Here is a 21120-nt window from a genome sequence, read left to right on the forward strand (position 1 = left end):
TGATTGCCCTACGCGACCCGAGTCGTCAACCGTGCGTCTATTTATTTGTGGCTCTGGTGACGACCGTCAATAGCGAAGTATCGTTTACGCAGACCGGAAACGGACGTCGCGGGCGGCCCGGACGCGCCGCGCGACCCGTGCGCCCGGGCTGGGTCGGGCGGTGCGGGACATGGTGTGCTCCACCGCCGTCGCCAACGCCCGGGCCACCGACGACGGGTCCCGGGCGTCGCAGGCGGTCAGGGGTACGCCGACGGGCAGCGCGAGCGCCGCGCGGACCTCGTCGAGCGGGTGGTGCGCCACCCCGTCGAAGCGGTTCACGCAGACCGCGAACGGCACCTCGCTGTCCCGCGTGAAGTAGTTGACCGCCGGGAACGAGGCGGCCAAATCGCGGGCGTCCGCGAGTACCAGCGTGCCGATGGCGCCCCGGCACAGGTCGTCCCGGATCGGGTCGAGCCGGGGCTGGCCGGGCGCGCCGAACAGGTACAGCACGAGGTCGGGGCCGATGGTCAGCCGTCCGACGTCCAGCGCAAGGGTGGTGGTCCTCTCGTCCAACCGGTCGGCGGTCTCGCCGGCTGCGGTCGTCCACGCCTCGGCGTTGATCGGAGGGATCTCCGAGACGGACCGTACGCAGGTGGTCTTGCCGACACCGAAGCCACCCGCGATGACGATCTTCGCCGAGGTCTGCGGCGGGGTGTCAGGCAAGCTCGCGGAGGCCATCGCGCAGTCTCTCCAGAAGGCGGAAGTCGACATTGTGGTGGTCGGCGTGGATCAGCAGCCGGTCGGTGGAGGCGAGGTCGTCCACGACCACCCGGGTCACCCCCAGGGACATCCGGCAGACCGCGGAGAGTTCGGCCACCGAGCGCGCCGCCCCGCGGGCCTGCTCGTACAGCGTCCTGGCCTCGGGGAGCAGACCCGAGGCGAAGACGGCGTCGTAGTACGGCACCGAGACCAGGGTGTGCACCAGCAGCGGCGCCCGGGTGCGGGTCCGGCCGGTGGTCAGCACGTACGGCCGTACCTTCCAGTAGGTCATCAGAGTCGCGGCGTGGAAACCTGGCTGTTTACGGCCGGGAGGAAACGCCGCTCCCTCCCCTCAATATTTGTCTTACATGGACGGTCGTTAGGGTGTGGGGCGTGGGTGAGGTGGTGAAGCGGGCGTACAAATACCGCTTCTACCCGTCGCCTGAACAGGCGGAGCTGCTGAATCGCACGTTCGGGTGTGTGCGCGTGGTGTACAACCGGGCGTTGGATGCTCGTACGCGGGCGCGGTCGGTTGACGGTCAGCACACTACGTACGGGCAGTCGTCCGCCTGGTTGACCGATTGGAAACGCACCGATGAGTTGGCGTTTCTGAACGGGGTGTCGTCGGTGCCGTTGCAGCAGACGTTGCGGCATCTGCAGGCCGGGTTCACGGCGTTCTGGGACAAGCGGGCCCGGTATCCGAGGTTCAAGTCCAAGCGCAAGTCGCGGGCGTCGGCGGAGTTCACCCGCTCCGCGTTCTGCTGGCGTAACGGTCAGCGCACCCTGGCCAAGATGAACCCCCCGCTGAACATCGTCTGGTCCCGGCCACTGCCCGAGGGTGCGCAGCCGTCCACGGTCACCGTGTCCCGCGACCCTGCCGGCCGGTGGTTCGTCTCCATCCTGATCGAGGACCCGACCGGGGCGCCGCTGCCGCCGGTCACGACGGAGGTGGGCGTGGACGCGGGGATCACCAGCCTGCTCACCCTGTCCCACCCGATCCCCGGGATGAGCGACGAACAGGGCAAGGTCACCAACCCGCGTTACGGACAGACCGACCAGCGCAAGCTCGCCAAGGCGTAGCGGAACCTGGCTCGCAAACAGAAGGACTCCGCGAACCGGGCCAAGGCCCGGCTCACGGTGGCCCGGATTCATGCCCGTATCGCCGACCGGCGGCGGGACCACCTGCACAAGCTGACCACTCGACTCGTCCGCGAGAACCAAACGGTCGTGATCGAGGACCTCAGCGTGCGCAACATGCTCCGTAACCGGCGTCTGGCTCGTGTCATCTCCGACGCGGCCTGGTCCCAGTTCCGGACGATGCTGGAGTACAAGGCCCGGTGGTACGGCCGTGAGGTGATACCGGTCGACCGGTGGTATCCGTCGTCCAAAACCTGCTTCACGTGCGGACAGGTCAACAACACTCTCGCCCTCAACGACCGCGTCTGGACGTGCCTCGGCTGCGGGGCTGAGCATGACCGGGACATCAACGCTGCCAAGAACATTCTCGCCGCCGGGCTGGTGGAGAGGTAAAACGCCTGCGGAGCTGAGGTAAGACCTCAAGGGAAACCTCCCGGAAAGGCAGTCGGCGATGAAACAGGAAACCCCGTGGGCGACCGTGGGAATCCCGGTCCCTTCAGGGCCGAGAGGATGTCAACCGGTACGAGACGACCCGCAGGTCGCAGCCGGGGGCGGTGGCCACCGCCGACCCGCATGAACAGCAGGTGCCTGCGGGCAGCCGGACGGTCAGGTACTCGGAGGCGCCGAGGTCCAGCAGCGCGGCGCCGTGGTCGGCCATGCTCAACAGCCCGCGGTCAGCGCGGGAAGCCGGTCGCCGGCGTCCCGGCCGACGCTGTCGGACGCGGCGAGCTGCAGACCGTCCAGCGACATCAGGATCGCGTGGGTGACCCCGGGAACGTCCTCGGCGAACTGGCGGACCAGCCAGGCGCAGCCGGGCAGCCCCTGGCCGGTGCCGTCGCCCGGGTGTGCGTGGGTCACTGTCGTCCTTCGGCGGTGGTGTTCCGGGCGTCGCCGACACCAGCGGCGAACGCCGCCGTCTCGTCCGGCCACGCCTCGGGCGGGGATCCGGCTCCGGCGTCGGCCGGCGGGCGCGGCATCGCGGCGGCCTCGTCGCGGACCGTGCGCCGCACGCGTGTGGGCAGGCCGGGCTCCGGCTGCTGCTGCTCGGTGGCCGGAGTGCCCAGCGCGGCCAGGCGTACGGTCGGCGAGTGGGCGCTGCCGCGTCGCGCGGCCGTCGGCGTACTTCGTCGGTCGGTCGCGCCGGCGGGCCGGGCCGGCGACGGCGGCGCGGAGTCGGGGCCCGGCTCGGCCGGGATCTCGCAGAGCAGCGCGCCCGGGACCAGCACGGTCGCCGTGGTGCCGCCCGAGGGCCGGTTGGTGAGGGTGACCCGCAGTTGGTGGGCGACGGCCAGGTGGGCGACGACGGCGAGCCCGAGGTGGGCGGTCGGGTCGAGGGTGACCGGGCTGGCCGGCTGGCCGTCGAGCAGCGCGTTGAGCTGGGTGAGCTGGTCGGGATGGAGACCCACGCCGGCGTCCTCGATCCGCAGCAGGACGCCGCCGTCCTCGGTGATGAACGCGGAGACGAGCACCGGGGCGGCGGGCGGGGAGAACCGGCTGGCGTTGTCCAGCAGTTCGGTGAGCACCCGGATCAGGTCGTCGGCGGCGAACTCGACCACCGCCAGCTCCACCACGTGTCCCACCCGGACGCGGGGGTAGTGCTCGACGGCCGAGGTGGCCGCCCGGATCACGTCGACCAGGGTGACTGTCCGCGGGTCGGGGTCCTCGACCCGGCGGTCCAGCAGGACCTGCAGGTTCTCCGCGTGCCGGCGGATGCGGGTGTTCGCGTGGTCGATCCGGTAGAGCCGTTCCAGCCGGTCCGGGTCCTGCTCGTCGGCCTCGACGGCCGCCAGGTGCGAGCCCACCTGGTAGGCCAGGGCGAGGACCCGCAGCGCGAACTGCTCGCAGATCGCCGGCCAGGGGTCGGGCGCGGGTTCCTCGGGTGGCGGGGGCGGGGGCTGGGGTGTCCCTTGTGGCGCGACGGACCAATGGGCGACCGTCGGGTCCAACCAGCGCGCCGCTCGTTGCCGCCAGCCGGCTCGGCGTCGATCCGCCGACGACACTGGCACGATGTCGGTGCTTCTCACGAAATTACCGGCCTGTCCGTGATCATCGGCTCTGGCATGGTGCAGCAGTCAACCATCCTTTATGTGCCGTTCGCAACGTCCACGGTCAACTTGGCAGGATTACCCTGCCTACCTCGCCGCGCGATCACGATTGCTACATCGGCCTCGGTGGGCCAGACGCAACAGCCGGGCGGCGGTTTTTTCGGCGCGTTTCGGCCGAGACCCGGCCGGCGGACGCCCGGGCCGATGCGGCATGATCATGCCGTCGAGCGGGAGGGGACGGGCGGATGACGGTGCAGGTGCCGCACGGCGGCCGGGTGCTCTTCATCGGCGACAGCATCACCGACGCCGGCCGGGACCGGTCCCGCGGCGACGACCTCGGCACCGGGTACGCCATGATGGCCGGCGCGTGGTTCACCGCCCGGCATCCCGCCCACCGGGCCGGTTTCGTCAACCGAGGCGTCAGCGGTGACCGGGTACGCGACCTGCGCGCCCGCTGGGAGGGCGACTGCCTGGCCCTCGCCCCGCAGGTGGTGTCGGTGCTGATCGGCATCAACGACACCTGGCGGCGGTACAGCGAGGACGACCCGACCAGCGCCGCCGACTTCGCCCGCGACTACCGGCACATCCTGGAGTCGACCCGGCGGCTGGGCGCGCGGATCGTCCTGATCGAACCCTTCGTGATCCCGCTCGACGACGCCAAGCGCACCTGGCGGGAGGACCTCGACGCGAAGGTCGACGTGGTCCGCCGGCTCGCCGCCGAGTACGACGCGACGCTGGTCGCGGTGGACGAGCTGTTCCGGTCCGCCGACGTCGACGACCGGGTGTGGACCAACGACGGGGTGCACCTCACGCCGTTCGGCCACGCGCTGCTCGCCCAGCAGTGGCTGCGGGCGGTCACCCCGACCGTCTGAGGGCCGGCGGCGAACGGGGTGACGACATGAACGAGCACTCGATCCGGCTGCGGCCGGTCGTCGAGGAGGATCTGGCGATGTTCCGTCGATTCGCGACGGAGCCGGGCCTCATCGGTCTGGACTGGACCGGATTCAAAGACCCGCAGGAGCCGGCGCGTCGCTATGCCACCGACAGCTATCTCGGCGCCGAGAGCGGCCGGCTGATGGTCCAGGTGGTGGACGAACAGGCCGCGGCCGGGTTCGTGAGCTGGGCGCTTCGGGACTTCGGCGGCCCCACGAAACACTGGGAGATCGGGATCGCGCTGCTGCCGGAGTGGCGCGGGCACGGGATCGGTTGGCGGGCGCAGGCGATGCTGTGCGACTACCTGTTCACGCACACCCCGGTGCAGCGCATCCAGGCGGGCACCCACCCGGAGAACATCGCCGAACAGCGGTCCCTGGTGAAGGCCGGATTCCAGCTGGAGGGCGTGGTGCGGGCCTGCGAGTTCCGGGACGGCCGATGGTGCGACGGGTACCTGTACAGCCGGCTGCGCAACGACCCGTCGCCCCGCTGACCTTCCGGGACGGATCGCGGTCAGGCCGCGGGCGTGACCGCCACCGGCGCCCGGTTGTCGGACCGCGGCGAGGTACGCCGTTCGGCGGATCGGGGCAGCGGGGTGGAGCGCCCGGCCGGCGCGTCCTGGTCCTGCTCGGCGGTCGGTTCGGCCCCGACCGTACGCGGGCCGCACCGCGCCACCCGCAGCCCGTCCTGTGCGCTGTTCCACGCGGCGCAGGGCCAGCCCGCGCCGAGGCAGCTCGGGCTGTCGCAGGATCCGTTCTCGTCGGGCTGGTGGGTGTCGGCCACCGCGGCGGCGAGCCGCCACAGCAGCGGGTCGCTCACCTCGGCCGGCCGGTCGTCGCGCTCTGTGCTGGCGTCGGGCATGATCAGGTCCCCCTCTTCGAGCGGGCTCATCCTTTCCAGTCCGCTCGCCGGCCAAACCTGTCAGCCACGATTTCCCGCCGCCCCCGGGGTGGACGGCTCCGCCGGGCGTGGGCATAGGCTGGGTGCCGTGGCGAGGTACTACGACCTGCATCCGGACAACCCCCAGCCGCGCACCCTGCGACAGGTGGTCGACCTGATCCGGAACGACGGGTTGATCGCCTACCCGACGGACTCCTGTTACGCCTTCGGCTGCCGGATCGGCAACCGGGACGGTCTGGACCGGATCCGGGACATCCGCCGGCTCGACGACCGGCACCACTTCACCCTGGTGTGCCGCGACTTCGCCCAGCTCGGCCAGTTCGTCAAGGTCAGCAACTCGGTCTTCCGCCTGGTGAAGGCCGCCATCCCGGGCAGTTACACCTTCATCCTGCCGGCCACCCACGAGGTGCCGCGTCGGCTCCAGGAGCCCCGCAAGCGAACGGTCGGGGTACGCGTACCCAGGCACACGGTCACCCAGGCGCTGCTCGCCGAGATGGGGGAGCCGCTGCTCTCCAGCACCCTGCTGCTGCCCGGCGACGAGGAGCCGATGAACCAGGGCTGGGAGATCAAGGAACGACTCGACCATCTCGTCGACGCCGTGATCGACGCCGGCGAGTGCGGCCTGGAGCCCACCACCGTGGTCGACCTGTCCGGTCCGGAACCGGAGATCCTGCGGCACGGCGCCGGCGACCCGGCCCGCTTCGCGTAGCGATTTACCCTGTTCCACCCCGTCGGCGCCACCCGCCGTACCACCATGTTGGGGCGGCGAGCGGGTGACGGGGGGCGACGTGAGCGGACTCGTGCTGATCGCGGTGCTGGGCGCCACCGTGCTGATCGGCACCACCATCGGGGGCCGCTACAGCGTCGCGCCGCCCGTGCTGCTCATCACCTTGGGGGCGGGGCTCGGCCTGCTGCCCCCGTTCTCCCACGTGACGCTCGAACCGGACGTCGTGCTGCTGCTCTTCCTGCCCGCGATCCTCTACCGGGAGAGCCTCGTCATCAGCCTCCGCGAGATCCGGGCCAACCTCTTCGTCATCACGCTGCTCGCCGTCGGGCTGGTGATCATTACGGCGGTCGCCGTCGCGTACGCGGCGCAGGCGCTCGGGGTCTCGCCAGCGGCGGCCTGGGTGCTCGGCGCGGTCCTCGCGCCGACCGACGCCGCCGCCGTCGCCGGCCTGGCGAAGCGGATGCCGCGCGGCATCCTCACCACCCTGCGCGCGGAGAGCCTGATCAACGACGGTACGGCCCTGGTGCTCTTCTCCGTCACCGTCGGGGTGATCGTCGGCGGGGCGGTGCCCGGCCCGCTCGGCCTGACCGGTCGCTTCGTCGGCTCGGCCACCTTCGGGGTCGCCGCGGGCCTGCTCGTCGGCGGCGTGGTCATCCTGATCCGCAAGCACGTCGACGACCCGCTGCGCGAGGGCGGACTGAGCATCCTCACCCCGTTCGTCGCGTTCCTGCTGGCCGAGGCGGTGCACGCCAGCGGCGTACTCGCGGTTGTGGTCGCCGGCCTGCTGCTCTCGTACGCCGGGCCGCGGGTGATCCGGGCCCGCTCCCGGCTGACCGCGATCGCGTTCTGGGATCTCGCCACCTTCATGATCAACGGCAGTCTCTTCGTGCTGCTCGGCATGCAGGTCCCGCGCGCGCTGCGCGGCATCACCAGCCACACGCCGACCCAGTCGCTGGGCGTCGCGGTGCTGGTCACCCTGGTCGTGGTGGCCACCCGGATGGTCTGGCTGCAGTTCGTCCTACCCACCCTGCAGGCCATCGACCGACGCGAGTCCCAGCGGGCCCGCCGCTTCGACTTCCGGGTCCGCACCGCCGCCGGCTGGGCGGGCTTCCGGGGCGCGGTCTCGCTCGCCGCCGCCCTCGCCGTCCCGGTCACCACCCACTCCGGCACCCCCGTGCAGGACCGCGACCTGATCATCTTCGTCACCGTCACGGTCATCGTGCTGACCATGCTCGTGCAGGGCACCACCCTGCCCGCCGTGGTCGGCTGGGCCGGGCTGGTCGGCGACCAGGAGCGGGAGGACGAGGTGCGCTGGGCCCGGATCCGGGCCACGGAGGCCGGGCTGGCCGCCCTGTCCCAGGTCGCCGTCGACGTCGGCGCGTCGCCGGATGCGGTCGACCGGCTGCGCGCCGACTACCAGGAACACCTGGAGGACGCGCGCTCGCCGGGCAATGAGCAGAACGCGCGGGAGCGCGAGACCGCCCGGCGGTTGCGCCTCGAACTGCTCGACCACAAACGGCGGGAGATCACCCGGCTGCGGAGCACCAACCAGATCGACGACGCGGTGCTACGGCAGGTGCAGGCCGCCCTCGACATCGAGGAGATCCGGTTGCTGGGCCCGGAGAGCGAGGACTGAGCGGCGTCAGCTGCCCTCGGGTACGGCCATCTCGCCGAGCGGCGACCAGTCCTGCTGCGGCACCGTGGCGTTCACGATCCGGGGCGTCTCGGCCAGGTGCGGCGGCAGGGTTCGCTGCGCCTCGCGGAAGTGCGCGGACTGCACGTGCGCCGCGCCGGCCTCATCGTCCCGGAACGCCTCGACCAGTACGTACTCGGTCGGGTCGTCGAGGCTGCGGGACCAGTCGAACCACAGGCAGCCGGGCTCGGCCCGGGTTGCCTCGGTGAACTCGGCGGCGATCTGCGGCCAGCGGTCGGCGTGCTCGGGCCGTACCCGGAACTTCGCGGTAATGAAGATCATGGGCCAAGGCTACTGGCCGGCGGTGCCGCGCGGTCACTCCTGATGGGTGGGCGGTTCGCGTCGTCGTCGCCGCCGCGCCAGCAGCAGCGTGCCCACCACGGCCGCGCCGGCCACCACCACCGCCACGACCGCCGGCGTCCGCGTCGACCCGGTCGACGGCGAAACCCCGGGCCCCGCGACCGGCGACTCCTGCGGCGGATCGCTGGGCGGGTGCGTCGGCCCGGGGAACAGGTAGGCGTTGCTGGCGACCTGGGCGCCGGTCGTGGCGGACTCCACCGACGTGACGGTCACCCGGTTGCGGACCACCGCGCCCGGCGGCGCACCCGGGCGGACCCGGCCGCTGATCGTGACCCGGGGCGCTCCGGGGGTGGCGCCCAGGGTCAGGTCGCCGAGGTCGCAGACGACCGTACGCGGGGACGTCGTGCAGCCGCCCGGATCGGCCTGGGCGGTGACATCGTCGAGATCCGCCGTCGTGGTGAAGGTGACCCGGGCGGCCGTGAGGGCACCGGTGCCGGAGATGGTGACGGTGTGTGTCACCCGCTGTCCGGGCAGCGCCCCGAACGGTGTCGACGTGAGCACCGGCGCGAAGTTGACCACGGGCGCGGGTGACGCTGTCGGTGTCGGGGCGGACGGGGCGACGGCGGCCGTCAGGCCCACCACCGACGCGGCAACCGACTCCCACATTCCCACACCATAGGCCGGCCGGAAGCCGGGCAGCGGGCGTTGCCCCCGGTCGTACCTCGGTGGTGGCGGCACCGGCTCCCCGGGGCCCGTGCCGGTCGGAGCCGGGCGGACGTCAGCCCTTCCGGACCGTGGTCAGCAGCTCCGCCGCCCGCCGGTCGGCGAACGCGGTCACCGCCTGCTGACCGGCGCCGAAGACGATGGCCACACCCAGCAGCGCCGCCGTGCTGCCCACCGTCGTCTCCACCAGGCCGCCGATGACCAGCATGATGCCGGCCACCGCGACCAGCGGGCCGACGGCCAGTTTCAGCAGGCCCTGCTGGAACGGCAACTTGTACGGCAGCCCGCCGGACCGCGAGGTGATCATCGAGGGGAGCGCGCTGATGAACGCGCCCAGCGCGCCGGCGAGCAGCACGAAGAACAGCAGCCGCCACGCCGCCACGCCGGTCGCGTCGGTCGGCGGCTTGAGCAGGTGCACGTCGCTGCTGCCCCACTGCACCAGGACCATCAGCGCCTCGGCCACCAGCGCGAACACGGAGATGCCCAGCATCCGGTTCCGCAGCCGGCGGGCGGACTCGTGGAACTCGTCCGACGCCGCGTGGGTACGCAGCAGCAGCGCCTGGACCTTGGCCCGGAAGACCTCCGGCGCGGCCAGGTCCTTCGCCGCGTCGAAGTCCACCAGCACCCGGTCGTCCGCCTTGAGGTACTGGGCGGCCGAGTCCTGGTACGCGGGCAGCAACCCGATCAGCTCCTCCGGCGTCCGTAGCTCCACCACGGCCCGCTCCACCGCGTGGATGGTCTGCCAGGCGTACTCGATCTTCCCGCCGCGCAACCAGTCGACCACCCCGCTGCGGCCGAGGACCGCCTCCACCCCGGACAGCTGTTGCCGCAGCTGGGCGACCCTGGCGGCGTTCGTGGCATCGCCCGACCCCAGGCTGAGCAACTGCTGGTAGAGGTCGTCGATCTTGGTGCGGACCCGCACCTGCCAGACCGCGACGGGCACGGCGCCGGGGCCGCCTCCGGTCGGCGTCGCCTCGGTCGGGGCCTCCGGTGTGACACTCGGCTGAACCTCAAGAGTCATGGCGACCGCCCTCCACTCGCCGGTCGGTCGTCCGTGACGAGCGACGATCCGTCCTGCTCCATGTACGAGTATCCGCAGGTCAGGGCCATGATGGCCAGAGTGGGCCGGTCGCTTGTCACGCAATTTGCGCATCGTCGGCGCACCCGCCGGCATGCGCGGGGGCTGCGGAGTTGACCGGGTCGTGGCGGTTGTGGTCGGTGCCGTCGGGTCCCTACGATTATCTATCGAACCGCTTCAATGGGCGATTGTTCGTCCCCGAGGGTCCGGGCCGCCCGCGATGGCGCCTCGCCGGCGAGCACACGGCGGGCGTCCCGCCCGTCGTGCGGCATCCCACCTCCGAGGAGATCGCATGAATCGAGGATCCTTCCGCCGTGCCCTCGTGGGCCTGCTGGCCACGGCGGTGGTGGTGGCGGGCGGGGCGCTCGTCACCGACGCGCGGGCGGCCGCGGCCGGTTGCCGGGTCACCTGGACGGTGACCACACAGTGGAGCGGGGGGTTCGGCGCGGACGTCGCCGTCACCAACCTCGGCGACCCGGTGACCGGCTGGACGCTGCGCTGGACCTTCCCGGCCGGGCAGACCGTGACCCAGGCATGGAACGCCACCGTCAGCCAGAGCGGCAGCGCGGTGACCGCGACCAACGTCGACTACAACGCCGCCATCGGCACCGGCGCCACCGTCTCGTTCGGCTTCAACGGAACCTGGACCGGCAGCAACCCGGCCCCGACGAGCTTCTCGCTCAACGGCACCACCTGCACCGGCGGCACCACCCCGACCAGCACTCCCTCGCCGACCCCGACCCCCACGCCGACCGCCACCACCCCGCCGAGCAGCGGGTGGAACCCGCCGGCCGCGCTGGTGCAGCCGCTCGACGAGGTGTGGCGGCACCAGGAGAGCACCTACTCCAACCTGTACGCTTCCGGAACTACGGGTGGGACCAGATCATGGCCAACCGGGGCTCGATCAACTACTGCGTACGCTGGGACTCCACCGTGCACGTCACCGCGGCCCAGCGCGACGCCGTGCACGCCGCGCTGGCCCGGCAGTTCGGCAAGTGGATGGCCGTCATGGCCGGGCACAACGGCTGGCCGTACGCGCAGGTGCCGGTGAAGGTCGTCGGCTGGGCGGTCCGCGACCGGGCCCAGTTGGAGTGGACCGACACCTCCGTCGACATCTACGTCAACAACATCCGCGAGAACGCGCCGCAGTGCGCCGAGCCGTGCGGGCGCTTCTTCAACCAGAGCGGCAACTACCCGAACTGTCCCGGCGGTGCCGCGCACCACTACGACATGTCGCTGTGGCTGACCGCCGGGTTCGGCGGCGGCGCCGGTGGTGACTGGGGCCAGCGGATCGGCAGCGAGTACCTCATGAGCAACCTCAACGCCGACAACGTCCACATCCTGCTGCACGAGATGGGGCACAGCTTCGGGCTGGACGACTTCTACGACTGGACGCCGACCGGCCAGTGCTGCTTCATCATGAAGGCGGGCAGCGCCACGCAGATCACCGAGTTCGACAAGTGGATGTTCCGCGACTGGTGGCGGCACCTGAAGAACCGCTACGGATACTGACCGCGCGCCGCCGGGCGGGGCGACCGAGCCCGCCCGGCGGCCCGCCGGGCCGGTCCACGGCCCTCGCCACCCGCCCGGATTACCCGTTCTCGTCCCGCGACGCCGACGGGTCGACCACAGTGGGGGCGGGGCCGAGGAGGTGACGTGACCGGACTGCGTACCGACCTGTACGAGCTGCGGATGGCGGCAAGCTACCTGCGCCGGGGCATGGTGGAGCCGGCCACCTTCAGCCTCTTCGTCCGCCGGCTGCCGCACCGGCGCGGGTTCCTGGTCGCGGCCGGCCTGGCCGAGGCGCTGGCCTTCCTGGAGAGCTTCGCCTTCGACCACGACGAACTGGGCTACCTGCGCGACGTCGTCGGGCTGGACGACCCGGCCCTGGCGGCGCTCGCCGGGCTGCGGTTCACCGGCGACGTCTGGGCGGTGCCGGAGGGCCGGGCGGTGTTCGCCGACGAGCCGCTGCTGGAGGTGACCGCGCCGATCGCGGAGGCGCAGCTGGTGGAGACCGGGGTACTGAACCTGGTCACCTTCCACACCACGGTGGCGACGAAGGCCGCGCGCTGCCGGATCGCCGCCGGTGACGCGCAGTTGATCGACTTCGCGTTCCGGCGTACGCACGGGATCGAGGCCGGGGCGGGCGTGGCACGGGCGTCGGCCATCGCCGGCTTCGCCGCGACCAGCGACGTGGAGGCCGCCCGGCGTTACGGGCTGACCCCCTCGGGGACGATGGCCCACTCGTACGTCGAGGCGTTCCCCGACGAACGGGCCGCGTTCCGGGCCTTCGCCGCCGACTTCCCGGTGAACCCGATCTTTCTCGTCGACACCTACGACACCCCCGAGGGCGTACGGGCCGCGGTCGACGTCGTCGCCGAGCTGGGGCTGACCGGGCCGGTGGCGGTCCGGCTCGACTCGGGTGATCTCGCCGCGCTGGCCCGCCAGTCCCGCGCGATCCTGGACGGCGCCGGCCTGACCAGGGCGAAGATCGTGGCCAGCGGCAGCCTCGACGAGGACGTGATCGCCGGCCTCGTCGCCCAGGGCGCACCGATCGACGGGTACGGCGTCGGCACCCGGATGGGGGTCTCCTACGACGCGCCGTCGCTGGACAGCGCGTACAAGCTCGTCTCGGTCGGCGACCGGCCGGTGCTCAAGCTGTCGCCCGGCAAGGCCACCCTGCCGGGCCCGAAGCAGGTTTTCCGGGATCCGGCCGGGGCCAGCGGCGACGTGATCGGGCTGCGTGACGAACCGCCGTCGGCTGGCCGGGAGCCGTTGCTCGTACCGGTCATGCGCGGTGGACGCCTTCTCGCGGTGGCCGATCCGGCCGGCGAGGTGCGCGCCGCGCGGGACCGGTGCCGTGCCGATCTCGGCTGGCTGCCCGACGCGGCGCGTCGCCTGACCGACCCTGTCCCGCTCGTCGCCACGGTGAGTCCGGCCCTGGCCGCGCTCCACGACCGGGTGCGGGCGCGACTGGGGTACTGAGCCCGGCGGCGGGCCTGTACCATCTGGTACATGGATTGTCAGGAGACGATCTCCACCACCGCGAGCATCGAGCACTGCTGGGCGGCGCTGGAGGACGTGACGAGCTATCCGCGCTGGACGACGTCGATGTCGGCTGTCGAACCGCTCGACGGTCCGGCGCTGCGCACGGGCCACCGGTTCCGCATCCGGCAGCCCGGCCTGCCGGCGACGGTGTGGCGGGTCTGCGAGCTGAACCCCGGCACCTCGTTCGCCTGGGACGCGCACGCGCCCGGGGTGCACACGCTCGCCCACCACCGGCTCGACCGCCAGCCGGACGGGACGACCCGCATCCGTATCGGCATCCGGCAGACCGGCGCCCTCGCCTGGCTGGTCGCGCTGCTGATCGGGCCCCGGACGCGGCGATATCTGCGGATGGAGGCGGCCGGCCTCCGGGCGGCCGCCGAGGCCGTCGCGGCGGACGGCAGCGCGGCGACCGACGACGGCACGGCGTCCACCGGTGGCCGGTGACGCCCGCGAGGCGCTGCTCGACCGGTGCGTCGCCTTTTTGAAAGAAGGCGGGTTCAGCCAGCTCAGCCTGCGCGAGATCGCCTCCGGTACGGGCACCAGCCACCGCATGCTCATCTACCACTTCGGCAGCCGCGAGGGCCTGCTCGCGGAGGTGGTCCGGCGGATCGAGGCCGAGCAGCGCGCCGCGCTCGTCGCGCTCGCCACGGAGACGGACGACCCGGTCGAGGTGAGCCGACGGTTCTGGCACCGGCTCGCCGACCCGGCGTTGGCCCCGGCGGAACGGCTGTTCTTCGAGATCTACGCGCACGCGCTGTTCGGCCGCTCCTGGACCGAGCCGTTCCGCGCCTCGGTCATCGCCGCCTGGGCCGGCCCGGTCGAGGAACTGTTCGTGCGGCTCGGGTTCGACCGCGCGCAAGCCCGACAGCGGGCCCGGCTGGGCCTCGCCGCGACCCGTGGCCTGCTGCTGGACCTGCTGATCACCGGTGACCGGGAAGTCCTGGACGCCGCCGCCGACCTGTTCGCCCACCTCGTCACGGCGCCGCAGACGCCGAAGGGGTGACCGGTGGCAGGCGTCTCGATATCGTCACGCCCAGGGACAGCAGTCACCGGTCCGAGCCAAGGGGGTGCGGGGTGGACGCGGTCGAGGTGCTGGTGGTCGGTGCGGGTCCCACCGGGCTCGCCACGGCCGGGCAACTGGCCACCTTCGGCGTACGCGTCCGCGTGGTCGACCGGGCCCTCGACCGGGCGCGTGAATCCCGCGCGCTGGCGATCCAGCCCCGCACCCTGGAGGTCCTCGCCGGCATCGGCGTGACCGATCAACTGGTCGCCGAAGGCAACCGCGCGGCGCGGCTGTGCCTGCACGCGCAGGGCCGGCAGCGGGTGCTGCCCCTGTTCGACCTCGGTCTGCGGGACACCGCGTACCCGTTTCTGCTGATCCTGTCCCAGGCCGAGACCGAACGGATCCTGGGCGAGCGGCTCGCGGAGGGCGGGGTCCCCGTCGAACGCGGCGTCGAACTGGTCGGGTTGGACCGCGCCGGGGACGGGGTGACGGCGACGCTGCGGCACCACGACGGCGGCGACGAACGCCTGTCCGCCCGGTACGTGGTGGGCTGCGACGGCGCGCACAGCGCGGTCCGCCGGCTGGCCGGGATCGGGTTCGAGGGCGGCACGTACCCGCAGACGTTCGTGCTGGCGGACCTGGAGGCCGACGGCGTCGACGGCGGGGCCACGCACGCCTTCCTCGCCGGGCAGGGGATGCTGCTGCTCTTCCCGCTCGGCCGGCCGGCGACCTGGCGGCTGCTGGCCATGCGACCACCCGCCGACCGGACCCCGCCGGACGCCCCGGTCACCCTCGACGAGGTGCAGGCCCTCGCCGACCGCTACACCGGCGCGGCGCTGCGGCTGCACGACCCGGTCTGGATGACCAACTTCCGGCTGCACCACCGCGCCGCCACCCACTACCGGTCCGGGCCGGTGTTCCTGGCCGGCGACGCCGTGCACATCCACAGCCCGGTCGGCGCGCAGGGCATGAACACCGGCATCCAGGACGCGGTCAACCTCGGGTGGAAACTCGCCCAGGCATTGCGGGGCCACGCCGATCCGGCGCTGCTGGACAGCTACGAGGCGGAACGGGCACCGGTCGGCCGGATGGTGCTGCGCTTCACCGACCGGGCGTTCACCGCGGCCACCTCCACCGGCCCGCTCGCCCGGTTCGTCCGGACCCGGGTCGCTCCCGTGCTGATGCCCGCCGTGCTCGCCCCCAGGCGGGTACGCGCCACCGCCTTCCGCACGATGGCGCAACTGGACATCGGCTACCGGCACAGCCGGCTGTCGGCGCAGGGCCCGGGCGCACCGCGTACCGGCCCCCGGGCCGGCGACCGGCTGCCCGACGCCCCGGTCGCCGGCACCACGCTGCACCGGCTCACCGCCGCACCCGGCTGGCACCTGCTGGTGTGCGGTCCGCCCACGGCCTGGCCGCCGGACACCGTCGCGCCGCTGAGCCGCGCCGGCCGGGTCACCGTCCACCGGCTCACCGCGGCCGACGCCGGCCCGGCACTGCGCCGCCTCGGCCTCGCCCCCGACGCGGCCGGCCTCTGCCTGGTACGCCCCGACGGGCACATCGGCTACCGCTGCGGCGGCGGTGACCTCACCGGGCTGGCGGCGTACCTGGGCCGTTGGCTCGGCTGACCGGCCCCGGGGAGCCGCCGGTCGCGGCCGGAGTGCGGCGGGCCAGGTAGACGACGTCCGGTTCGCCGCGCGGCACGTCGACGAGGTGAGTGGTGACCGAACCGATCATCGCCGCCAGCCGGGCGGCGTACCCGGGCGAGGCCGAGGCGCTCCAGACGGCCAGTACGCCGTCGTCGGCCAGCCGGTCACGCAGCAACGCGGTGCCGACCTCGTCGTAGAGTGCGGCGTTGGGTGGGAAGACGGTCCAGTCCGGGCCGTTGTCGATGTCGAGGCAGATGGCGTCGAAGACGTCGTCGGTGCCTCGGAGCCAGTCCAGGAGATCCTCGTTCACCACCCGTACCCGGGGGTCGTGCAGGCCGCCGCCGCTGTAGGGGGCGAGGCGACGGCGATGCCACTCGATCAGCGTCTCCTCGATCTCCAGTACGACGATCTCTCCGGGCGTCGTCGACGCCACCGCCTCGGCCAGCGAGAAGCCCACGCCCAGCCCGCCGATCAGCACCCGCGCCCCGGGCCGTACGAGGTGGAGGGCCTCGCGTACGAGCAGCCGCTCCGACGTGCCGGCCCGGGTGTCCATCAGGAAGACCCCGTTGCTGACGATCTCGAAGTGCCCACCGCACTGCCGGAGCACCAGCTCGCCCCGGTCGGTCACCACCCGGTCGACCACCGCACCCGCTTGGCTCATCCCGCCAATCTAGGTCGAAAGATCAGGTTTGGCGCGCCATTTCGGTTTCGGCCGGAGGTTTGCCGGGCCCGGAACCGGGAAACGGCACCGCGCCGTGGAAGAGGAGTACGGGGTGCCGGCGGACGTGGACCCGGGGTGTGAGCTGTGCAGCAGACCTCCGCCGCCCGGTTGGACGTTGGCGTACCGGGACGGCGAGACGCCCGACGAGGAGGGCACGCGGGAGACGATCCTGACCCTGGGCAACGGCTACCTGGCCACCCGCGGGGCGGCTCCGGAGGCGTCGGCCGACGGCGTCCACTATCCGGGCACCTACCTCGCCGGCTTCCACAACCGGCTGTTTGACACGGCGGGTGACGAGAGCATCGTCAACCTGCCCAACTGGCTGCCGCTGACGTTCCGTCCCGCCGGCGGTGACTGGTTCGCGTCCGGGCAGGGACGGCGACTGCACGAGCACCGGATGCTGGACCTGCGGCGCGGGGTGTACCTGCGGGAACTGGTCGTGGTCGACCGGGCGCGGCGGCGTACCCGGGTCCGGCAGCGCCGGTTGGTGTCGATGGCGCACCCCCACCAGGCGGCGCTTCAGACGAGCATCATCGCGGAGAACTGGTCCGGCCGGCTGGAGATCAGGTCGGGCATCGACGGCGGGGTGGTCAACGCGAACGCGCCGGCGGAGGCCGGGAGCTGCGGGCGGCACCTCACCGAGGTCGCGACCGGCGGGGACGACGCGGAGACCGTCTGGCTGACGGCGGTGACGACCAACTCCCGACACCAGGTGGCCGTGGCGGCCCGTACCCGGATCTCCGATGGCGTCGCCCACAGCAGGCAGCCGATCCACGGGCCGGACGACGTGAGTCAGCTGATCGGGATCGACGTGACGCCCGGGGAACGCGTCGTGGTGGAGAAGACCGTCACGGTCTTCTCCAACCGGGACCGGGTGGTGTCCGTGCCGTTGTCCGCCGCCCTGGAGGAGCTGCGGCAGGCGGGCGAATTCGCCCTGGCGCTGGCCGAACACGCCGCCGTGTGGACCCGGCTGTGGGCACGGTTCCGGCTCGACGTCGGCGAGAAGCACGCCTGGCAGCTGCCGATCCGGGTGCACACCTTCCATCTGCTGCAGACGCTGTCGCCGCACGTCATCGGCCTGGACGCCGGGGTGCCCGCCCGGGGACTGCACGGCGAGGGCTACCACGGGCACATCTTCTGGGACGAGCTGTTCGTCTATCCGTACCTGGATCTGCGGATGCCGGAGCTGACCCGGGCCCTGCTGGAGTACCGGCACCGGCGGTTGACCGCGGCGCGGCGGCAGGCGGCCGGGGCGGGCATGCCGGGCGCCCTGTTTCCCTGGCAGAGCGGCGACAGCGGCCGGGACGAGAGCCCGTCACGTTCGCCGTCCCCGGTGACGGGGGAGTGGATGGACGACTACACCGGCCGGCAGCAGCACGTCAACCTGGCCGTGGCGTACTGCGTGTGGCGGTACTGGGAGACCACCGGCGACCTGTCGTTCCTCGCCGCCTGCGGGCTGGAGCTGCTGGTCGAGACGGCGCGGTTCTGGGCCGGTCTGGCCACCTACGACCCGGCCGACGACCGGTACGACATCCGCGGCGTGATGGGCCCGGACGAGTTCCACGACGGGTACCCGGGCCGGCCCGGCCAGGGGCTGGACAACTGCGCGTACCTCAACGTGATGGTCGCCTGGGTGCTCGGCCGCGCCGTGGAGGCCTGCGCGATCGTCGCCCGGCACCCGGGGGCCAGGCCGTGGCGTGCGGTCGCCCCGACCGACGACGAGCGGCGCCGCTGGGCGCACGTCGGGCGGCGGCTGCGCCTGGCCTTCCTCGACGACGGGATACTCGCCCAGTTCGAAGGGTACGGCGACCTGGCGGAGCTGGACTGGGACCGCTACCGGCAGCGGTACGGCGACCTGCGGCAACTGGGGCCGCTGCTGCAGGCCGAGGGAGACCACCCGAACCGGTACCGGATCTCCAAGCAGGCCGACGTGCTGATGCTGCTGTACCTGTTCAGCGCCGAGGAACTCACCGCCCTGGTGCGCGGCCTCGGGTACGAGTTCGACCCCGCCCGGATTCCCGACACCGTCGACTACTACCTGTCCCGTACGACGCACGGATCCACCCTGAGCCGCGTCGCGCACGCATGGGTGCTGGCCCGGACGGACCGCCGTCGCTCCTTCGAGATGCTGGTGACCGCGCTCGGCACCGACCTCGCGGATCCGCAGCGCGGCTCGACGCGCAACGGCATCCACCTCGGCGCCAGCGCCGGAACGCTGGACATCCTGCAACGGTGCTACACCGGCCTGGAGATCCGCGACGACCTGCTCCGGCTCAACCCGCTGCTGCCCGAGGGGCTCGACCGTCTCGACTTCGTCATCCGGTACCGCAACCAGTTGATCTCCCTGCACGTCGACCACGAACGGCTGCGGCTCACCGCCGCCCCAGGGGCGGCTGAGCCCGTGCCGGTGGCCGTCCGGGACAGGTCCTTCCCGCTCGCCCCCGGCTCGACCATCACCGTCGCCCTACCACCATCGGCCCCGGTCAACGGGTCCCCGACCTGAGGAGAGACAGATGACCGTCACCGTTCCCGACGTGATCACCCGCTACTACCGACTCATCGGCGAATCGGACGTGGACGCCTTCGTCGCCTGCTTCACCGACGACGCGATCGTCGCCGACGAGGACCGCACCTACGACGGCCCGGCCGCGATCCGCGCCTGGCGGGAGCGGACCGCGGCCGAGTACGCGTACGACGCCGTGCCGGAGACGGTCGAGGAGGAGGCCGGCGGCAACCTGGTGGTGACAGCCCTCGTGTCGGGCACGTTCCCGGGCAGCCCGATCCGGCTGCGCCACCGGTTCACGCTGCGCGACGGCCTGATCGGCGCCCTCGACATCCGGCAGTAGCGGCGCCCGGATCAGGGGTGATCCTGGCCAGTCACCTCGTCGGCCCAGAACACCTTGACGCGAGACGTGTCGTCGTGGTCGATGACACACCGAAACCTGATCTCGTGGGCCGCCTGGGCACCCTCGATGACGTTCAGGGTGTCGCCGATGGTCACCTCGTAGCCGTCGTCCGCGAGGGACTCCTCGGGATTCACCCGGAGCCGAAACTCGAACACCCGCTCGTGGTTGAAGCTGCGTTTCGTGTCCTCGACTCAGCCGTCGGCGACGGGCAGGATCGTGCGGCTCCTGCCCGGGCGGGGATACGCCTCGGCCGCCGCGGCCAGCCGGGCGGCGTGGTCGCGCTGCTTCTGCCAGTGCCCGTAGAGGGCGCCACGCTGGGAGAGCCGGTCGACCTCGCTGATCGTCTCCGGGGCCACGTCACCGGGCGGCGCGTCCCGCCACGGTGTACCCGGCAGCGGCATGAAGGTGTGGGCGTGGATGCGGGCGCCCAGGTCCGCGAGTTCGCGGGCCAGGCGCAGCGACGCGTCGACATCGTCCTGGTTCTCACCCGGCATCCCGAAGATCATGTCGACGTTGATCCGGAAGCCCTCCTCGACGCCGAGACGTACGGCCCGTTTGACCTCCTCGACGCCGTGTCCCCGCTTTGCGGCGTCGAGCACGCGGTCCGAGCCGGACTGGGCGCCCACGATGATGTTGTTGTTGGCGCAGTGCTTGCGGACCAGCCGCAGCGCCTCGCGGGAGACGTGCTCGGGCCGGATCTCACTCGGGAACGAGCCGAAGAAGACCCGCCCGTCCGGGCCGATCCCCTCCTTGCAGGACGCGAGCAGCTCCTCGACCGCGTCCAGGTTCGGCTCGTCGGTCTGGCTGCCGTACGACAGCGCGGTGGGGGTGATGAACCGGACGTCGCGCAGCCCGCGCCGCCGCATCTCGTCGACGTGCCAGCGTACGTTCGCCACGCTGCGGTGCCGGAACCTCGCCGAGAACATGAAAGGGGTCTGGCAGAACCGGCACGAGAACACACAGCCTCGGGTGATCTCAAGGGCGTTGAACCGGTCCCACCTGAGCGAGAAGCCGCGGAACTCGTCGAGCGGACGCCGCTGGGGACGCCCGGTCCGCACCACCGCGCCGGTGGCGTCGCGGTAGGCCAGGCCGGGGATGCCGGTCGGGTCGCCGACCGCGTCCACCAGGCTCAGCAGCGTCGGCTCGCCCTCTCCGACCGCCGCGATGTCCCACCCGGCGTCCAGGGTCTGCACGGGCTCGGCGGTCGCGTGCACCCCGCCGGCGAGGTGCGCCACGTTCGGCGCGTCGGCCAGCGCGCGGATCTGGGCCAGCTCGCGGGCCAGCGCCTCGGCGTCGGGGGAGTAGAACGACCACAGCACCAGCACCCGGGCCGCCGAGGCCGACGCCGCCCGGATGTGCGCCGCGGTCGCCTCCGGGGTCTCGCCGAAACGTACCTCGTACCGGGTGGACGTCTCGTGCTGCTCCAGCGCCCCGAGCAGGACGTGCAGTCCGTACGTCACCGCCTTGCGATACCGCAGCACCAGCACCAGCTCGGGAGCGCCCATGGCGGCGATTGTGC

24 protein-coding genes and 2 pseudogenes are annotated in these 21120 nt (G+C 72.2%); 13 read left to right on the forward strand and 13 right to left on the reverse strand.

The features are described 5' to 3' along the window. Positions 1–84: 84 nt before the first annotated feature. Both GA0070621_RS09990 and GA0070621_RS09995 read right to left on the reverse strand, forming a co-directional pair. Positions 85–702 (reverse strand): ATP/GTP-binding protein, encoded by a 618-nt coding sequence (locus GA0070621_RS09990; protein WP_167666759.1) that lies wholly within the window; start codon positions 700–702, stop codon positions 85–87. Continuing rightward, positions 695–1030, reverse strand: a complete 336-nt coding sequence (locus GA0070621_RS09995) for a DUF742 domain-containing protein (protein WP_091193772.1) — start codon at positions 1028–1030, stop codon at positions 695–697. Before GA0070621_RS09995 ends, GA0070621_RS09990 begins: the two co-directional genes overlap by 8 nt. A 113-nt stretch (positions 1031–1143) precedes the next feature. Between GA0070621_RS09995 and GA0070621_RS30760 the strand changes: the two are divergent. Beyond that, positions 1144–2268, forward strand: a pseudogene (locus tag GA0070621_RS30760) (RNA-guided endonuclease InsQ/TnpB family protein). 103 nt (positions 2269–2371) lie between these two features. On the opposite strand, the gene GA0070621_RS29485 reads toward GA0070621_RS30760, so the two are convergent. The 3 genes from GA0070621_RS29485 to GA0070621_RS10010 are packed head-to-tail and all read right to left on the reverse strand — an operon-like array spanning position 2372 to position 3821. Next, entirely contained in the window at positions 2372–2533 is a 162-nt protein-coding gene (locus GA0070621_RS29485; protein WP_157739922.1) for a hypothetical protein, read from the reverse strand. A gap of 2 nt (positions 2534–2535) precedes the next feature. After that, entirely contained in the window at positions 2536–2733 is a 198-nt protein-coding gene (locus GA0070621_RS10005; protein ID WP_091193775.1) for a roadblock/LC7 domain-containing protein, read from the reverse strand. Next, positions 2730–3821, reverse strand: coding sequence for a sensor histidine kinase (locus GA0070621_RS10010; protein ID WP_091193777.1), 1092 nt, complete (start codon positions 3819–3821; stop codon positions 2730–2732). Before GA0070621_RS10010 ends, GA0070621_RS10005 begins: the two co-directional genes overlap by 4 nt. 344 nt (positions 3822–4165) lie before the next feature. Between GA0070621_RS10010 and GA0070621_RS10015 the strand changes: the two genes are divergently transcribed. Continuing rightward, positions 4166–4792 carry an SGNH/GDSL hydrolase family protein gene (locus GA0070621_RS10015; protein WP_091193778.1) on the forward strand — a complete coding sequence of 209 codons (627 nt, stop codon included), beginning with the start codon at positions 4166–4168 and terminating at the stop codon, positions 4790–4792. A gap of 26 nt (positions 4793–4818) precedes the next feature. Then, positions 4819–5346, forward strand: coding sequence for a GNAT family N-acetyltransferase (locus GA0070621_RS10020; protein WP_091193781.1), 528 nt, complete (start codon positions 4819–4821; stop codon positions 5344–5346). Between the two features lie 20 nt (positions 5347–5366). On the opposite strand, the gene GA0070621_RS29900 is transcribed toward GA0070621_RS10020, so the two are convergent. Continuing rightward, on the reverse strand, positions 5367–5744 hold the full coding sequence (locus tag GA0070621_RS29900) for a hypothetical protein (RefSeq protein WP_167666762.1): 378 nt from the start codon (positions 5742–5744) through the stop codon (positions 5367–5369). A 97-nt stretch (positions 5745–5841) separates the two neighbouring features. Here GA0070621_RS29900 and GA0070621_RS10030 point away from each other — a divergent pair, with 97 nt between their 5' ends. Then, positions 5842–6462 carry an L-threonylcarbamoyladenylate synthase gene (locus tag GA0070621_RS10030; protein ID WP_091193784.1) on the forward strand — a complete coding sequence of 207 codons (621 nt, stop codon included), beginning with the start codon at positions 5842–5844 and terminating at the stop codon, positions 6460–6462. A gap of 79 nt (positions 6463–6541) precedes the next feature. After that, positions 6542–8116 (forward strand): Na+/H+ antiporter, encoded by a 1575-nt coding sequence (locus GA0070621_RS10035; RefSeq protein ID WP_231920998.1) that lies wholly within the window; start codon positions 6542–6544, stop codon positions 8114–8116. A gap of 6 nt (positions 8117–8122) precedes the next feature. Here the strand turns inward: GA0070621_RS10035 and GA0070621_RS10040 are convergent, their stop codons facing one another. From GA0070621_RS10040 to GA0070621_RS10050, 3 genes are all read right to left on the reverse strand, one after another. Continuing rightward, positions 8123–8455: a putative quinol monooxygenase gene (locus GA0070621_RS10040; RefSeq protein ID WP_091193788.1), complete on the reverse strand. Its 333-nt coding sequence runs from the start codon at positions 8453–8455 to the stop codon at positions 8123–8125. 33 nt (positions 8456–8488) lie between these two features. Then, positions 8489–9139: an LPXTG cell wall anchor domain-containing protein gene (locus GA0070621_RS10045; RefSeq protein ID WP_157739923.1), complete on the reverse strand. Its 651-nt coding sequence runs from the start codon at positions 9137–9139 to the stop codon at positions 8489–8491. 112 nt (positions 9140–9251) lie between these two features. Then, on the reverse strand, positions 9252–10217 hold the full coding sequence (locus GA0070621_RS10050; RefSeq protein WP_167666764.1) for a hypothetical protein: 966 nt from the start codon (positions 10215–10217) through the stop codon (positions 9252–9254). A gap of 349 nt (positions 10218–10566) precedes the next feature. Here GA0070621_RS10050 and GA0070621_RS30765 point away from each other — a divergent pair. After that, positions 10567–10911: pseudogene (locus GA0070621_RS30765) on the forward strand (cellulose binding domain-containing protein); the annotation flags it as partial. On the opposite strand, the gene GA0070621_RS31265 reads toward GA0070621_RS30765, so the two are convergent. After that, positions 10863–11114, reverse strand: coding sequence for a hypothetical protein (locus tag GA0070621_RS31265; protein ID WP_407940368.1), 252 nt, complete (start codon positions 11112–11114; stop codon positions 10863–10865). The pseudogene GA0070621_RS30765 and the gene GA0070621_RS31265 overlap by 49 nt on opposite strands. Positions 11115–11159: 45 nt before the next feature. Between GA0070621_RS31265 and GA0070621_RS29910 the strand changes: the two genes are divergently transcribed. From GA0070621_RS29910 to GA0070621_RS10075, 5 genes are all read left to right on the forward strand, one after another. After that, positions 11160–11786, forward strand: coding sequence for an immune inhibitor A (locus GA0070621_RS29910; RefSeq protein WP_231921121.1), 627 nt, complete (start codon positions 11160–11162; stop codon positions 11784–11786). A 144-nt stretch (positions 11787–11930) separates the two neighbouring features. Beyond that, complete coding sequence (locus tag GA0070621_RS10060) at positions 11931–13259, forward strand: nicotinate phosphoribosyltransferase (RefSeq protein ID WP_091193794.1); 1329 nt, start codon at positions 11931–11933, stop codon at positions 13257–13259. 30 nt (positions 13260–13289) lie between these two features. Beyond that, on the forward strand, positions 13290–13766 hold the full coding sequence (locus tag GA0070621_RS10065) for an SRPBCC family protein (RefSeq protein ID WP_091193797.1): 477 nt from the start codon (positions 13290–13292) through the stop codon (positions 13764–13766). Next, positions 13756–14325 carry a TetR/AcrR family transcriptional regulator gene (locus GA0070621_RS10070; RefSeq protein WP_091193799.1) on the forward strand — a complete coding sequence of 190 codons (570 nt, stop codon included), beginning with the start codon at positions 13756–13758 and terminating at the stop codon, positions 14323–14325. Before GA0070621_RS10065 ends, GA0070621_RS10070 begins: the two co-directional genes overlap by 11 nt. 71 nt (positions 14326–14396) lie before the next feature. Then, positions 14397–15953 carry an FAD-dependent monooxygenase gene (locus GA0070621_RS10075; protein WP_091193802.1) on the forward strand — a complete coding sequence of 519 codons (1557 nt, stop codon included), beginning with the start codon at positions 14397–14399 and terminating at the stop codon, positions 15951–15953. Here the strand turns inward: GA0070621_RS10075 and GA0070621_RS10080 are convergent. After that, positions 15913–16635, reverse strand: coding sequence for a spermine/spermidine synthase domain-containing protein (locus GA0070621_RS10080; protein ID WP_091193804.1), 723 nt, complete (start codon positions 16633–16635; stop codon positions 15913–15915). The genes GA0070621_RS10075 and GA0070621_RS10080 overlap by 41 nt on opposite strands. Positions 16636–16747: 112 nt before the next feature. Between GA0070621_RS10080 and GA0070621_RS10085 the strand changes: the two genes are divergently transcribed. Then, positions 16748–19198 carry a glycoside hydrolase family 65 protein gene (locus GA0070621_RS10085; protein ID WP_167666767.1) on the forward strand — a complete coding sequence of 817 codons (2451 nt, stop codon included), beginning with the start codon at positions 16748–16750 and terminating at the stop codon, positions 19196–19198. Positions 19199–19208: 10 nt separating this feature from the next. Further along, on the forward strand, positions 19209–19541 hold the full coding sequence (locus GA0070621_RS10090; RefSeq protein ID WP_091193809.1) for a nuclear transport factor 2 family protein: 333 nt from the start codon (positions 19209–19211) through the stop codon (positions 19539–19541). Positions 19542–19552: 11 nt separating this feature from the next. Here GA0070621_RS10090 and GA0070621_RS10095 read toward each other — a convergent pair whose 3' ends face one another. Together GA0070621_RS10095 and GA0070621_RS10100 are read right to left on the reverse strand one after the other, a co-directional pair. Beyond that, positions 19553–19756 (reverse strand): hypothetical protein, encoded by a 204-nt coding sequence (locus GA0070621_RS10095; protein ID WP_091193812.1) that lies wholly within the window; start codon positions 19754–19756, stop codon positions 19553–19555. A 36-nt stretch (positions 19757–19792) separates the two neighbouring features. After that, the gene (locus GA0070621_RS10100; protein WP_091193814.1) at positions 19793–21106 is read right to left on the reverse strand and encodes a TIGR04013 family B12-binding domain/radical SAM domain-containing protein; all 1314 of its coding nucleotides are present in this window, start codon (positions 21104–21106) and stop codon (positions 19793–19795) included. Between the last annotated feature and the right edge of the window lie 14 nt (positions 21107–21120).

The organism is Micromonospora narathiwatensis (assembly GCF_900089605.1).
GTDB classification, from domain to species: domain Bacteria; phylum Actinomycetota; class Actinomycetes; order Mycobacteriales; family Micromonosporaceae; genus Micromonospora; species Micromonospora narathiwatensis.